This is a genomic window from Methylobacterium sp. Gmos1, assembly GCF_053764715.1.
This window is the reverse complement of record NZ_JBSNCC010000002.1, coordinates 371,583-385,686: the sequence shown is the minus strand read 5'-3', so window position 1 is coordinate 385,686 and position 14,104 is coordinate 371,583. Positions and strand designations below refer to the sequence as shown.

General features: G+C 72.6%; 11 protein-coding genes. 4 read left to right on the top strand and 7 right to left on the bottom strand.

The annotated features are described in order from the left end of the window. Positions 1 to 11: 11 nt before the first annotated feature. Positions 12 to 1,391, bottom strand: a complete 1,380-nt coding sequence (gene cysS, locus ACS5PV_RS04895; protein ID WP_455394241.1) for a cysteine--tRNA ligase — start codon at positions 1,389 to 1,391, stop codon at positions 12 to 14. A gap of 348 nt (positions 1,392 to 1,739) precedes the next feature. Between cysS and ACS5PV_RS04890 the strand changes: the two genes are divergently transcribed. Both ACS5PV_RS04890 and ACS5PV_RS04885 read left to right on the top strand, forming a co-directional pair. Next, positions 1,740 to 2,057 (top strand): hypothetical protein, encoded by a 318-nt coding sequence (locus ACS5PV_RS04890; RefSeq protein ID WP_455394240.1) that lies wholly within the window; start codon positions 1,740 to 1,742, stop codon positions 2,055 to 2,057. 385 nt (positions 2,058 to 2,442) lie between these two features. Next, a complete protein-coding gene (locus ACS5PV_RS04885) occupies positions 2,443 to 2,787 on the top strand; it encodes a hypothetical protein (RefSeq protein WP_455394239.1) in 345 nt (114 codons plus the stop codon). A 7-nt stretch (positions 2,788 to 2,794) separates the two neighbouring features. Here the strand turns inward: ACS5PV_RS04885 and ACS5PV_RS04880 are convergent, their stop codons facing one another. Both ACS5PV_RS04880 and ACS5PV_RS04875 read right to left on the bottom strand, forming a co-directional pair. After that, a complete protein-coding gene (locus ACS5PV_RS04880; RefSeq protein ID WP_455394238.1) occupies positions 2,795 to 3,793 on the bottom strand; it encodes an ABC transporter substrate-binding protein in 999 nt (332 codons plus the stop codon). A 127-nt stretch (positions 3,794 to 3,920) separates the two neighbouring features. Continuing rightward, complete coding sequence (locus ACS5PV_RS04875) at positions 3,921 to 4,166, bottom strand: DUF6356 family protein (protein ID WP_455394237.1); 246 nt, start codon at positions 4,164 to 4,166, stop codon at positions 3,921 to 3,923. 144 nt (positions 4,167 to 4,310) lie between these two features. On the opposite strand from ACS5PV_RS04875, the gene ACS5PV_RS04870 reads away from it, so the two are divergent. Continuing rightward, entirely contained in the window at positions 4,311 to 4,772 is a 462-nt protein-coding gene (locus tag ACS5PV_RS04870; RefSeq protein WP_048434174.1) for an Lrp/AsnC family transcriptional regulator, read from the top strand. Between the two features lie 114 nt (positions 4,773 to 4,886). After that, positions 4,887 to 6,350, top strand: a complete 1,464-nt coding sequence (locus ACS5PV_RS04865) for an MDR family MFS transporter (RefSeq protein ID WP_455394236.1) — start codon at positions 4,887 to 4,889, stop codon at positions 6,348 to 6,350. Positions 6,351 to 6,357: 7 nt separating this feature from the next. Here ACS5PV_RS04865 and ACS5PV_RS04860 read toward each other — a convergent pair whose 3' ends face one another. The 4 genes from ACS5PV_RS04860 to ACS5PV_RS04845 form a co-directional block, all read right to left on the bottom strand. Further along, positions 6,358 to 7,323 (bottom strand): tyrosine recombinase XerC, encoded by a 966-nt coding sequence (locus ACS5PV_RS04860; protein ID WP_455394235.1) that lies wholly within the window; start codon positions 7,321 to 7,323, stop codon positions 6,358 to 6,360. Between the two features lie 76 nt (positions 7,324 to 7,399). Beyond that, positions 7,400 to 8,278, bottom strand: a complete 879-nt coding sequence (locus tag ACS5PV_RS04855; RefSeq protein WP_455394234.1) for an aldose 1-epimerase family protein — start codon at positions 8,276 to 8,278, stop codon at positions 7,400 to 7,402. A gap of 69 nt (positions 8,279 to 8,347) precedes the next feature. Then, positions 8,348 to 10,015 carry a DEAD/DEAH box helicase gene (locus tag ACS5PV_RS04850; protein ID WP_455394233.1) on the bottom strand — a complete coding sequence of 556 codons (1,668 nt, stop codon included), beginning with the start codon at positions 10,013 to 10,015 and terminating at the stop codon, positions 8,348 to 8,350. A gap of 233 nt (positions 10,016 to 10,248) precedes the next feature. Next, positions 10,249 to 14,022, bottom strand: coding sequence for an ATP-binding protein (locus ACS5PV_RS04845; RefSeq protein WP_455394232.1), 3,774 nt, complete (start codon positions 14,020 to 14,022; stop codon positions 10,249 to 10,251). Positions 14,023 to 14,104: the final 82 nt, after the last annotated feature.

Genomic DNA, 14,104 nt, shown 5'->3' with positions numbered 1-14,104 from the left:
CCGCCCTCCCCCTACTGGCCCACCGTCCAGGTCGTCGTCCCGTCCTTGTTGTCCTTCACCGTGACACCCAGCGCGGTGAGCGCGCCGCGGATCCGGTCGGATTCCGGCCAGTCCTTGCGGGCGCGCGCCTCCTTGCGCTCGGCGATGAGGCGTTCCACCGCCGCGGCGTCGACCCCGGAGGCCGCGACCGCCGCCTGCTCGCGCGCGGTCTTCGTCTGGCCGAGCAGCCCGAGCAGGCCGGCGCCGGCCTTGAGCAGCGCCGGGTCGTCGAGGCGGTGCACCTCGCCGAGCGCCGCCGGGGTGTTGAGGTCGTCGAGCAGCGGCTCGAGCACGCTGTCTGGTGCAGGGCCCGGCTGTGCGTCGCCGGCGGCGTCGTACCAGCGGTCGAGGGTGCGGCTCGCCTCTTCGAGGCCGCGCAGGGTCCAGTCGATTGGCTGGCGGTAATGGGTGCGCAGCATGGCGAGCCGCACGACCTCGCCGGGCCAGTCCGCCAGCACCTCGCGCAGGGTGACGAAGTTGCCGAGCGACTTCGACATCTTCTCTCCCTCGACCTGCAGGAAGCCGTTGTGGAGCCAGATGTTGGCCATCACCGGGGTGCCGAAGCAGCAGCGCGACTGAGCCACCTCGTTCTCGTGGTGGGGAAACACCAGGTCGATGCCGCCGGCATGGATGTCGAAGGTCTCGCCGAGGTGCTTCCAGGCCATGGCCGAGCACTCGATATGCCAGCCCGGCCGCCCCGGCGCCGCGATGCCGGCGGGCGAGGCCCAGGACGGCTCGCCGGGCTTCGAGGGCTTCCACAGCACGAAGTCGAGGGGCGAGCGCTTGTAGGGCGCGACGTCGACCCGGGCGCCGGCCTCCATCTCGTCGAGGGGGCGGCGCGACAGCGCGCCGTAATCGGGCATCGAGGGCACGTCGAACAGCACGTGGTCCTCGGCGACGTAGGCGTGGCCGGCCCGCACCAGCCGGTCGATCAGCGCCGTCATCTCGATGATGTGGTCGGTCGCCCGCGGCTCGATCATCGCCGGGGGCTTGCCCGCCAGATTCACGGCGTCCGGCATCAGGATGCCGAGGCGGCGGATGTCGTCGTGGAACTGCGCCAGCGTGCCGTCGGTGAGCTCGCGGATGGTGATGCCGCGCTCGGCCGCCCGGGCGTTGATCTTGTCGTCCACGTCCGTGACGTTGCGGGCGTAGGTGACCGCGTCGGCACCGTAGACGTGGCGCAGCAGCCGGAACAGCAGGTCGAAGACGATCAGCGGCCGGGCGTTGCCGATATGGGCCGCGTCGTAGACCGTCGGGCCGCAGGCATACATCCGCACCCGGCCCGAATCGATCGGCCGGAGCGGCTCCTTGGCCCGGGAGAGCGTGTTGTAGAGGCGCAACAGCGAGGCCATGAAACACCTGCGGGACGGGGTCGGGCCGGGTCGCTGTCGAACGCTCCGGCCGAGGTTCTAAGTCGTTGCCGGATCGGGCTCGGTCCCGTCCGGCGCCGTCCTCCGGCGCCGCCCGCACGGGCGACCGAAGCGGCCGCCTGTTGCACGGGTGAGACGCCGCCGGGGACCGATCCGGGTTAGCCCAAATCCGTGAGCAATTCGAGACGGCAGGCGCCGCGGGGGCCAACCCCTCGCCGGACCCTGCGTAATCGGGCCCGCTCGCACGATGCGTAGAGAGATTGTTTACCACCCACGCCCAGTGTCGGGCCGGAGCCGGATGCCGGCGGCTTCGATCAGAAGGTTTGCCCCATGCGTCGCTCCCTCGCCGCCCTCAGCGCCCTCGGTGTCCTGGTCTCCGTCGCCGTGCCGGCGCTGGCCGCATCGCAGACGCCCGGCGTGGAAAAGACCTTCCTGATCCCCTCCAGCGACGGCTACGGCGTCGCCGAGTGCCTGACCACCGGCGGCGAGTGCGGCCAGGTGGTGGCGGATGCCTGGTGCGAGTCGCAAGGCTACGCCAAGTCGGCCTCCTTCGGCGTCGCCGCCCAGGACGAGTATACCGGCGCGATCGAGGCCGCTCCGGCCGTGAAGACCTCGGACCGTCCGATCCGGATCACCTGCCGGGATTGATTTTTTTGCGGGTTGGGCTCGCGTAGGGTGAGGCGGATGCCCGCCTCGCGAAGTCCCCTTCTCCTGTTCGTCTCGACGGATCTGACACCCTCCGGGTCATTCCGGGGCCGCGAAGCGGAGCCCGGAATCCAGATACTCGGACGGCTTAAGATAAAGCGGCCAGCTTTCCGTTCGATTCTTTTCCACCTGCGGTTCTGGATTCCGGGCTCAGCTACGCGGCCCCGGAATGACGCGGTGGATGGTGAAATCGTCGAGCGGAGACTTCGCCGGGTTGTCACGCCCGACACATCGGCTTCACCTCTCGTCGCCGTGACCCGCTGGCGCGCCGCTCCGATCCCGCTATCTCGGATCGCACGGATAGCCGGGCAGGAGCGGGAGAAGCAGGATGATCCGAAGCATCGTCATCATCGCCGCGGCCCTGGTGCCGGCCCTGGCGCTCGCCGCGCCGCGAGCCCGCGAGCCCGCGCCCGTCGGCCCGGTGATCCCCGGCCTGCCCGGCTACGATTGCCGGATGTGGTCGCCGTTCGATCACGACGTCGTCGGCTCCGCCCCGCGCCCGGGCGCCCGGCCGGTGCGGGCGGCGGACGGCTGGGGCCGCACCGCCTACGGCTACGGCACCGGCGGCGCCACGGCTTCCGGTGCGGTCGCGTTTCCCATCGACAGCGCGGCCGAGTGCGACATCGGCGAGCTGACCTTCGGCCGCGCCGGCCTCGACATCCTGCCGCGCTGAGGCCGGGTCACGTGCCCGGCTGGCCGTGCACCGCCTTGTAGAAGAAGTCCTTCCACTCCTTCGGCCGGTTCTTCAGCACGCCGGCCTTCGCCAGGTGATCGGCCTGCAGCATGGTGCCGTAGGGCGTGGTCGAGAACACGACGCCGGGCTGCTTCATCATCGCGACGAGTTCGTCGGGCTCGAACTTCTCCTTGGTGGCGCCGAGGTAGAGCGTGGCCGCCCGCTTCGGGTCGTCGCGGATCAGCGCGTTGGCCTCGTCGATGGCCGCGAGCACCGCGGCGGTGGTCTTCGGGTTCTGCTCCATGAACTTGCTTCGCCCGAACACGATGGCGTTGCTCAACGGCCCCCCGACCACGTCGTAGGAGTTGAGCACGACATGGACCTTCGGGTCCTTTAGCTCGATCTGCTGGTAGGGCGGCAGCGAGAAGTGGCTGTTGACCTCGCTGGTGCCCCCGAGCAGCGCGCCGACCGCGTCGGGATGGCCGAGCTGGATCGTGATCGCGTCGAGCTTGTTGCGGCCGGCCTCGCCGAACTGGCGCTCGGCGGCGATCTGGAGCATCACGGCCTGGGCCGAGACCTTCACGGTCGGCACCGCGATCCGGTCCTTGGCCGAGAAGTCGGCGAGCGTCTTCACCGCCGGGTTGCGGGTGACGAGCATCATCGGCGCGCCGGCCGAGGCTGCGAGCCCCTTCACCTCGCCCCGCGTGCGGTCCCAGGCGAGGAGCAGGTTGGTGGCGCCGCTGGTGACGAAATCGACGTTGCCGGAGATCAGCGCGTCGACCGAGGCGCCGCCGCTCGTCAGCGTGACCCAGCTCACCTTCACGTCTCCGAGGCCGGCCGACGCGACGTGCTTCTCGACCAGGCGCTGCTGCTCGGCCAGCACCATCGGCATGTAGATCAGGCCGGGTTGGCGGGTGAAGCGGACCTCGCCGGTCTCGGCGTTCACGGAGGTGGCGAGGCCGAGGGCGACGGCCAGCGCGCCGACGGCGCGCCTGAGGAACGGCATGGGCGTAATGCTCCCTGTGTCCCGGCCCCTGTCCGCACGCTCGGGGAGAGCGCGCGCCGGTGCCGTTCAGGGCGCCAGGGTCCGGAAATGCTCCGGACACGTCAAGCCGCGACGAAGGAAGGGGGTGTCAGGCCGAGACGGCGGAGCCGGCCCGGGCTTGCGCGGCGCGGGTGCGGTTCGCCACCATGCGGTCATGCAGGCGCAGGATCGTGCGCGAGCCGGTGCTGGTGAAGGCGAAGGGCAGCAGGCCGTGCACCAGGCAGGCGAGGCCGCCGGCGATCATGCTCAGGCCGAAGCCGGTGGCGACGCCCATATGCTCGAAATAGGTCTCGCCGACGGCGGCCGGATGCTCGGAGAAGGACAGCTTCGACATGGGATTCCTCGGGCGAATCGGGGTCTCGAAAGGCATCCTGAGACTCGCACGGGTGGGGCGAAGCCGGATTGCGAATTTCCCCCGTCCTTCCTAGGATCGCGCAAGCCAATTGCGCGATGACGCGAGAGAGTGGAAAATTTTCGCGTGGACGAGTTCGACCGGAAAATCCTGTTGTGCCTCCAGGAGAACGCGGCCGAATCGCTCGAGGCGATCGCCGCCCGGGTCGGCCTGTCGGCGTCGCCGTGCTGGCGGCGGATCCAGAAGCTGGAGGCGCAAGGGGTGATCCAGCGCCGGGTGGCGCTGCTCGATCCCGACCGGATGCGGGTCGGCGTCACGGTGTTCGTCTCGGTGCGCACCAACCGCCACACCGCCGACTGGGCCGAGCGCTTCTGCGCTGCGGTGGTCACGATCCCGGAAGTGGTCGAGTTCTACCGCATGAGCGGCGAGACCGATTACCTCCTGCGCATCGTCGTGCCCGACATCGCGGCCTACGACCGGGTCTACAAGCGGCTGATCCAGTCGGTCGACCTCTACGACGTCAGTTCGGCCTTCGCGATGGAGCGGATCAAGTACACCACGGCATTGCCGGTGACTTACGCGGAGTGAGCGAAGGCCGGGCCTTCACTGCGCGGGCCTGACATGCGCCGGGCGCCGGTTGCTTTCTCGGGCCATCGGTTTAGCTGCGCCGGAAGGCCCCTCCCCTGCCGAAAAGCCCCGACCATGACGACCTCCCGGACGACGCGCCGTCCCCTCGTGATCGCCGCCGTGATGGCCGCGATGGCGATGGTGGCGATCGAGGCGACCATCATCTCGACGGCGATGCCAGGCATCGTCGGCGAGCTCGGCGGGCTGTCGCTCTATGCCTGGGTCTTCTCCGGCTTCCTCCTCACCCAGACCGCCGCCACGATCGTGTTCGGCAAGCTCGCCGACATCCACGGGAGGAAGCCCGTGCTGCTCGCCGGCATCGCGGTCTTCCTCACCGCCTCGCTGCTGTGCGGCTTTGCCTGGTCGATGCCGGCGATGATCGCCTTCCGGCTGATCCAGGGCATCGGCGCCGGCGCGATCCAGCCGGTGTCGCTCACCATCGTGGGCGACCTCTACAGCGCGCAGGAGCGCGGGCGGATCCAGGGCTTCCTCGCCAGCGTCTGGGCGATCTCGGCGGTGGTCGGTCCGGTGGCGGGCGGCTTCATCATCGCGCACGCCTCGTGGTCGTGGATCTTCTGGATCAACCTGCCGGTCGGCGTGGTCGCCGCGGGCCTGTTCGTCGCCTTCCTGCACGAGGGCGAGCGGCGCGAGCGCCGGCCGGTCGATTCGGCGGGCGCCGCCCTGTTCACCCTCACGGTGGCGGCCCTGATGGTGGCGCTGACCGAGGCCGGCGAGGTGCGCTGGACGGTGGTCGGCGTCGCCGCCGCGCTCGGGATCGTCGCGGCCGTGCTGCTGGCGTTCCAGGAGCGCCGGACGCCGGAGCCGGTGATCGACGCCGCGTTGTGGCGCCGCCGGCCGATCGCCGCCGCCAACGCCACCTCGCTCCTCGCCGGCATGGCGCTCATCGGGCTCACCACCTTCCTGCCGATGTACGTGCAGGGCGTGCTCGGACAGACGCCGATCGTCGCCGGCTTGGCGCTCACCGTGATGGTGCTCGGCTGGCCGATGGGGGCGACGCTCGCGGCGCGCTCCCTGCACCGCTTCAGCCTGCGCCGCATCCTCGTCACCGGCAGCCTGATGCTGCCGCTCGGCGCCATCGCCGTCGTGACGCTCCAGCCCGGCAGCCACCCGGTCCAGGCGGGGGTCGGCTCGCTCGTCATGGGCTTCGGCATGGGGCTGGTCAGCAACGCCTCCCTGATGCTGATCCAGGAGATCGTGCCCTGGACCCAGCGCGGCAGCGCCACCGCCTCGAACATCTTCTCGCGCAACCTCGGCAGCACGCTCGGCGCCACGGTGTTCGGCGCCGTGCTCAACCACGGGCTCTCGGCCTCGGGCAGCACCATCACGGCGGACAGCCTCCAGCAGGCGCTCGCGGCGGGCGGTCTGCCGGGTGAGGCCGAGACCGTGCGGATGGTGCTCCAGCACGCCCTGCACCAGACCTTCTGGGCGGTGCTGCTGTTCTCCGCGGCGGCCTTCGCCACCGCGCTGCTCGTGCCGCACGTCGCGATCGGGCGCGCCCGCGAGGTGCCGGCGGAGTGATCCTGGTTCAGGAGGCGCGCGCCCGCGGATGCGCCGAGTCGAACGCGTCGAGGAGGCGGGCGGCGTCGACCTTGGTGTAGACCTGCGTCGTCGCCAGGGAGGCGTGGCCGAGCAGCTCCTGGATCGCCCGCAGGTCGCCCTGGCGGCCAAGCAGGTGGCTGGCGAAGGAGTGGCGCAGCGCGTGCGGCGTCGCGGTGTCGGGCAGGCCCAGCGCCCCGCGCATCGACGCCACGGCGAGCTGCACGATGCGCGGCGAGAGCGGACCGCCCTTGGCGCCGACGAAGAGCGGGCCTTCCGCCGGCAGCGCGTAGGGGCAGAGCTTCAGGTACTCCGCCACCGCGGCCTGGACCTGGGGGATCACCGGCACGCTGCGGGTCTTCTGACCCTTGCCGACCACCGTGACGGCGTCGATCCCGTCGACCGGCGCGTCGCGTCGCGTGAGGCCGAGCGCCTCCGAGATGCGCAGGCCCGAGCCGTAGAGCAGCGCCAGCACCGCGGCGTCCCGGGCCAGCACCCAGACCGGGCGCTCCTCGCCGGCGCGGATGTCGGGGCTCGCCATCGCGATCGCGGCGGCGACGGGGAGCGGGCGCGGCAGGCGCCGCTCGACCTTGGGCGAGCGGATCGCACTGAGCGCCGCGACGCTGCCGTGGCCCTCACGGTCGAGGTGGCGGGCAAAGGAGCGCAGCCCTGCGAGCCCGCGCATCAGGCTGCGCCCGCCGACGCCCTCCTGCCGCCGCGCCGCCATGAAGCCGCGCAGGTCGCGGGGCTTCAGCCGGATCAGGGTCGGGATGTCGGGATTCGTGCCCTGGCGGGCGAGATGGGCGAGGAACTGGCGCAGGTCGCGCCGGTAGGCCTCGACGGTGTTGGGCGACAAGCGCCGCTCCGAGGCCAGCCCCGCGAGCCAGGTGATCGCCGCCGCCCGCACGTCGGGCGCACCGGGCAGCAGCAGGTCGGCGGGTTCGGCGTCGGACATGAGTGGCCGGGCTCCGGGTCGGGGAACGGCGAGTAGGCCCCGGACCCGGTTGACGACCGGTTGACGCGTCGAGGGCTCAGGCCGGGGTGAAGCGCAGGGTCACGCCGTGGCGGGCGCTCGCCCCCGGCGCCAGCAGGACCTGCGAATCGCGCTCGGCCAATTCGCCCGAGAAGCCCGCCCAGTCGGCGTGGCCGGTCCAGCATTCGAGCGACAGGAACGGCGCCGTCGGCCGGGTCCAGACCGCGAGATGGCGAAAATCCTCGGCCTCGAGCGCGATGGCCGCGCCCGAGGGCGCGGTGAAGTGCATCGCCCGGCTGCGGGCGTTCAGGAACACCAGCGCCTCGGCGAACATCTCGGGGTCGAGGGGCAGGGTGTCGCCGTCGAGGGGCAGCGGCCGCTCGGATCGCAACAGGAGCCCGCCGGTCCCGACCTCCGGCACCGCCGGCCGCTCGGGATGCTCGAAGCGCACCGCGTAGCCGCCCCCGGCCGCCCGCTCGCCCCCGGCGAAGGGCCAGGGGAAGGCCGGGTGGAAGCCGAGCCCGTAGGGCAGCGGCTCGGGGCCGGGGTTGTGGACCTCGCAGGCGAAGGCGAGCGCGCCGTCCTGGACCGTGGCGGTGATGTCGAGGCGGAAGGCGAAGGGATAACGCGTCCGGGTCTCGGCGCTGTCGGCGAGGCGGAGCGTCACGCTGTCCTCGGCCTGCGCCACCACGGTGAAGCGGCTGTCGCGGGCAAAGCCGTGCTGCGCCATCGGGTAGCTGCGACCGGCCACCGTGACGGCGGCGCCGGCCGACGCCCCGACGACGGGAAAGAGCCAGGGCGCGTGCCGGTTCCAGTGCGCCGGATCGCCCGACCACAGGTACTCGGTGCCGCCGACCCGCCAGGAGACCGGCTCGGCCCCGGTGAGGGCGAGGCGGGCGGTGGTGTCGCGGTGGCGGATCTCGACGGTATCGCTCATCGGGGCCTCGTGGGGCTGGCCAGTCATGATCCCTCCCCCCTCTGTGGGGGAGGGATCAAGAGGGGGTTATCACCCCCGCCGGGCGTAATTCCGCCGGGGCTGGCGCTGCTGGCGCGGCGGCACCTCGCTCTCGCCGCCGGCCAGGGCCTCGACCTGGAGGTCGGCCGGGCCGGTGCGCGGGAAGGCGTGGGCGAAGCGCTCGGCGGCGCCGCCGCGGACCTCGAACTTGGTCTCGCGGTCGAAGATGCGGATCGCGCCGATCTCCTCGCGGGTCACGTCGCCGCGGCGGCACAGCATCGGCAGCAGGCGACGCGGATCGGCGTTGTCGCGCCGGCCGACATTGAGGCGGAACCACACGCTCGACCCGAACGGGGCGCGCGGCGCGGTCTCGCGCTTGGCGGCGGCGGTGCCCCGGCCGGTGGCGAAGCCCGGATCGGTGACTTCCTCGGGCGAGGGCATGCGGGCGCGGTAGGCGCGAACCAGGGCGGCGGCGATATCCTCGGCCGAGCGCTGGGCGAGGAGCGACTGGGCCATGGCGCGGTCCTCGTCGCTCACCTCGTCGGTGACGAGCGGGTCCTGGAGCAGGCGGTCATGGTCGAGGGCGCGGATCTCGTCGGCCGGCGGCGGGCCGGACCAGACCGGCACGACGTTCGCCCGCACCATCAGCTCCTCGGCCCGGCGGCGGCGCGACGGCGGCACGAGGAGCACGCTGATCCCCTTGCGCCCGGCCCGGCCGGTGCGGCCGGAGCGGTGCTGCATCACCTCGGCGTCGTTGGGCAGCTCGGCGTGGATGACGAGGCCCAGACCCGGCAGGTCGATGCCGCGGGCGGCCACGTCGGTGGCGACGCAGACCCGGGCGCGACCGTCGCGCAGGGCCTGGAGGGCGGCGTTGCGCTCGCCCTGGCCGAGTTCGCCCGACAGGGCCACCGCCTGGAAGCCGCGCTCGGTCAGCACCGCCTGGAGGTGGCGCACGGAATTGCGGGTGTTGCAGAACACGATCGCGGTGCGCGCCTCGATCTGGCGCAGGGTGTTGACCACCACGAGCTCGGTCTCCCGCGGCAGGATGCGGAAGGCGCGGTACTCGATGTCGGCGTGGGCCTTGGTCTCGCCGACGACCGCGATGCGCATCGCGTCGCGCTGGTAGGCTTCCGCCAGCGCCACGATCGCCTTCGGCAGGGTGGCGGAGAACAGGAGCGTGCGCCGCTCGGCCGGCGTGGTGGCGAGGATGAATTCCAGGTCCTCGCGGAAGCCGAGATCGAGCATCTCGTCGGCCTCGTCGAGCACGGCGGCGCGCAAAGCCGTCGGATCGAGGTTGCGGCGCTCGAGGTGGTCGCGCAGGCGGCCGGGCGTGCCGACCACGATGTGGGCGCCGTCGGCGAGCCAGCGGCTCTCGCGCCGCGGGTCCATGCCGCCGACGCACGACACCACGCGGGCGCCGGCCGGGCCGTAGAGCCAGGACAACTCGCGGTGGACCTGGAGCGCCAGCTCGCGGGTCGGCGCGATCACGAGCGCGAGCGGGGCGCCTGCCGCGCCGAAGGTCTCGGCGTCGCCGAGCAGGGTGCGGGCGAGCGCCAGGCCGTAGGCGACGGTCTTGCCCGAGCCGGTCTGGGCCGAGACGACGAGGTCGCGCCCTTCCGTCTCGGGCTCGAGGACGGCGGCCTGGACCGGCGTCGGGTCTTCGTAGCCGCGGTCGGCGAGGGCCTTGGCGAGGGGGGCGGGCAGAGCAGGAAACGGCACGTGATTCGATCCCGGGTGATGCGACGCGCGGGGATCGGATCGGCTCCGGAGGCAGGGCTTGGTAGCACATGGCCTCGACAGAGGGCCCGTCCGCATGGCGGCGGGCGCTCGCGGCGCGCGGGATATCCCTACGGTCTTTTCGTGGAGGACCGTGCTGTTACAGGTGTTCGGGCCCGAGGTCCACCCCGCCCCCTGCATGGGAGATCGCCGCCCGGGGGATGGTTCCCCCCGGATTAGCCCTCGATCATCGCCCGGATGCGCCGCGCCAGCAGCTCGATCGGGAACGGCTTGGTGATCATCTGCATCCCGGGCGCCAGAAACCCCGCCATGGCGGCGTTCTCGGCGTAGCCGGTGATGAACAGCACCTTGAGGTCGGGGCGGTGCTCGCGGGCGGCGTCGGCGAGCTGGCGGCCGTTGAGGCCGGGCAGGCCGACATCGGTGACGAGGAGGTCGATGCGCCCGGTCGCGCGCAGGGCCGCGAGGCCGGCCGGGCCGTCCTTGGCCTCCAGCGCCCGGTAGCCGAGGTCGCGCAGCACGTCGACGATGAGGCTGCGCACCGCCGGCTCGTCCTCGACGACCAGCACCGTCTCGCCGCTGCCGGCGGGCGGCGTCGCGGCCGGCGCCGGCGCCGGCGCCTCGGCGGCGAGGGCGCCGGTGTAGCGCGGCAGGTAGAGCGCCACGGTGGTGCCGCGGCCGACCTCCGAGGTGATGACGGCGTGGCCCTCGGACTGGCGGGCAAAGCCGTAGATCATCGACAGCCCGAGGCCCGTGCCCTGCCCCAGGGGCTTCGTCGTGAAGAACGGGTCGAAGGCGCGGCGCACCACCTCCGGCGGCATGCCGGTGCCGGTATCGGTGACGGCGAGCCGGATATAGGCGCCCGGCGCCACGTCGGCGTGGGCGGCGGCGAAGACCGCGTCGAGCTCGACGTTGCGGGTCTCGATGGTCAGGCGCCCACCGTCCGGCATCGCGTCGCGGGCGTTGATCGCGAGGTTGAGGATCGCGCTCTCGAGCTGGTTGGCGTCGCAGAGCGTCGGCCACAGGCCGGGAACGAGGCCGGTCTCGAGGGCGACGGTCTCGCCGAGCGTGCGGCGCACCAGGTCCTCGAGCGAGACGACGAGCGCGTTGGCGTCGACGGGCTGCGGGTCGAGGGGCTGGCGCCGGGCGAAGGCCAGGAGCCGGTGGGTCAGCGCCGCGGCGCGGTGGGCCGAGGTCAGCGCCGCCTCGATGTAGCGCGGGGCGACGTCGAGGCGGCCCTGCGAGAGCCGGGTCGAGAGCAGGTCGAGGGAGCCGACGATGCCGGTGAGCAGGTTGTTGAAGTCGTGGGCGATCCCCCCCGTGAGCTGGCCCACCGCCTCCATCTTCTGCGACTGGCGGAAGGCCTCCTCCAGCTCGCGCTGCTCGGTGACGTCGCGCCCGACCGCGTGCAGGTGCTCCTCCCCCGGCACCGCGGTCCAGGACAGGGTGCGGTAGGAGCCGTCGGCGTGGCGGTAGCGGTTCTCGAACAGGAGCGTCGCGTGGCCGTCGGCGAGGCGCTGCGTCTCCGCCAGCGTGCGCGCCCGGTCGTCCGGGTGGACGAGGTCGAGGAAGGGGCGGTCGATCAGGTCCTCGGCCTGCCAGCCCAGCACCGCGTGCCAGGCCGGGTTGAGGGCCGTGATGGTGCCGTCGAAGCGCGCGACGAGCATCACGTCGCGCGACAGGCGCCACATCCGGTCGCGCTCGCGGGTGCGCGCGGCGACCTGGGCCTCGAGGGTCTCGTTGACCCGCCGCAGGGCGTCCGCCGCCTCGTGCCGGACCCGGGCGAGGCGCAGGTTGGTCTCGACCCGGGCGAGCAGCTCGCGGGCGGAGAACGGCTTGATCAGGTAGTCGTCGGCCCCCGCACCTAAGCCCTCGATGCGGGCCTCCTCGCCGGCCCTCGCCGAGAGCAGGATCACCGGGATGCCGCGCAAGGCCGGATCGGCCCTGAGTGCCGCGAGCAGCCCGAACCCGTCGAGGCCCGGCATCATCACGTCGGAGAGGACGAGGTCGGGAGCGTGGCGGCGGGCCGCCTCCAGCGCCGCCTGCCCGTCGCCGACCGCCTCGACGACGTGGCCGCCGTCGCCGAGCAGGCGCCGGACGTAGTCGCGCATGTCGCCGTTGTCGTCGGCGAGCAGCACCCGGCCGGTGAGGCCGCCGGGCCCCGGGGCCTCGACGAGGTCGGAGGCCGGCGCGTCCTCGTCGCCGAGCCAGCGCGTCGCCTCCTCGACGTAGACGTGGGAGCGGGTGGCGGTCGAGCGGCCGGGCCGGGCGGCGCGGACGCGGTCCTGCGGCAGGTGGGCGCGGCCGAGCGGCAGGCGCACCGTGAAGGTGCTGCCGTTGCCCAAGGTGCTCGCCACCCCGACCGTGCCGCCGTGCAGCCGTACCAGCTCCTGCACCAGGGCGAGCCCGATGCCCGAGCCCTCGAAGCTGCGCCCCTGCGCGCCCTCGACCCGGTGGAAGCGCTCGAACAGCCGCGGCAGCTCGGCCTCCGGGATGCCGAGGCCGGTATCCGCGACCGTGAGCACCGCGTGGGGCCCTTCCACCCGCAGCCGCACCGCGATGCGGCCCTGGAGCGTGAACTTGAAGGCGTTGGAGACGAGGTTGAGGACGACCTTCTCCCACATCTCCGGGTCGACGAAGGCCGGCTCCGGCAGGGGGGCGCAATCGACGTCGAGGGCGAGTCCGGCCTTGTCGGTGGCCGAGCGGAAGCTCGAGGCCAGCTCCGCGGTGAAGCGGGCGAGGTCGAGGGGCTCGAAGGCGGCCTGGGCCCGGCCGGCCTCGATGCGCGAGAAGTCGAGGAGCGCGTTGACGAGCTTCAGGAGCCGCAGGCCGTTGCGGTGGGCGAGCTCCACCAGGCGGCGCGTGTCGGGATCGACGGGCGCGGAATCCAGCACCTCGGTCAGCGGCCCGAGCATCAGGGTCAGCGGCGTGCGGAACTCGTGGCTGACGTTGGAGAAGAACACGGTCTTCTGCCGGTCGAGCTCGGCGAAGGCCTCGGCCCGGCGCCGCTCGGCCTCGTAGGCGTTGGCGTTGGCGAGCCCCGTGGCGATCTGGCCGACGAACAGGTCGACGAAGCCGCGATACGCTTCGTCGAGGGGCCGGTAGGGGTTGAGCCCCGCGACGAACAATCCGGCCGGACGGTCCTGGCCCTGCCGGGCGATCGGCACGACGAGGGCGTGGGTGGGCGCGCGGTCCCAGGGGCCGGCCGGCAGGTCGGCAAAGAGCGGCCCGAGAGCCTCCACCGGTACCCGCGCCGGGCCGGCGGGATCGTGATGCGCCAGCGCGTCGGCCGCCGCCGCCCGCCCGGCGGCCGGATGGTCCGGCCCGATTCCCGCCCGGGCCAGCAGGGCCGGCTCGTCGCCCGTCAGGTAGGCGAGCGCCACCGGCAGATCCCCGGTGCCCTCCCCGAGGCAGGCGGCCACCACCGCGCCGACCTCCGCCACGGTGCGGGCCGCCGCCATGCCGGCGCCGAGATCGCGCAAGGTGCGCAGGCGCCGCTCGCCGATGACCCGCTCGGTCTCCTCGGAGACGACGCAGAGCATGCCGGTCACGGTGCCGGAATCGTCGGCCAGCGGGCTGTAGGAGAAGGTGTGGTAGCTCTCCTCGGTGAAGCCGCGCCGCTCCAGGAACAGCAGCAGCGCCTCGTCCCAGGTCGCTTGGCCGGTGCGCAGCACCTGGGCGATGCGCGGGCCGATGTCGGGCCAGATCTCGGCCCACACCACGTCCGAGCGCGCGCCGAGCGCCCAGGCCTCCTTCACGCCGAGCGTCGGCTTGTACGCATCGTTGCAGAAGAAGGTGAGCTCGGGCCCCCATGCCATCCACATGGCGAAGCGCGAGCCGAGCATGATCCGCACCGCCGTCGTCAGCGATTGCGGCCAGCCCGCGACCGGCCCGAGCGCCGTCGCCGGCCAGTCGTGGGCGCGCAGGCGCGCGCCCATCTCGCCACCGCCGGGGAAGAGGGTCTCGTGCGGGGTGGGCGGGTTACCGGCCATGAGTATTGTCCAGCATGCCCCCGGCGATGGCACGGGCGCCGCGGACTGTCAAAAACCAGTCTTAAGAAATGTGAAATCCCAG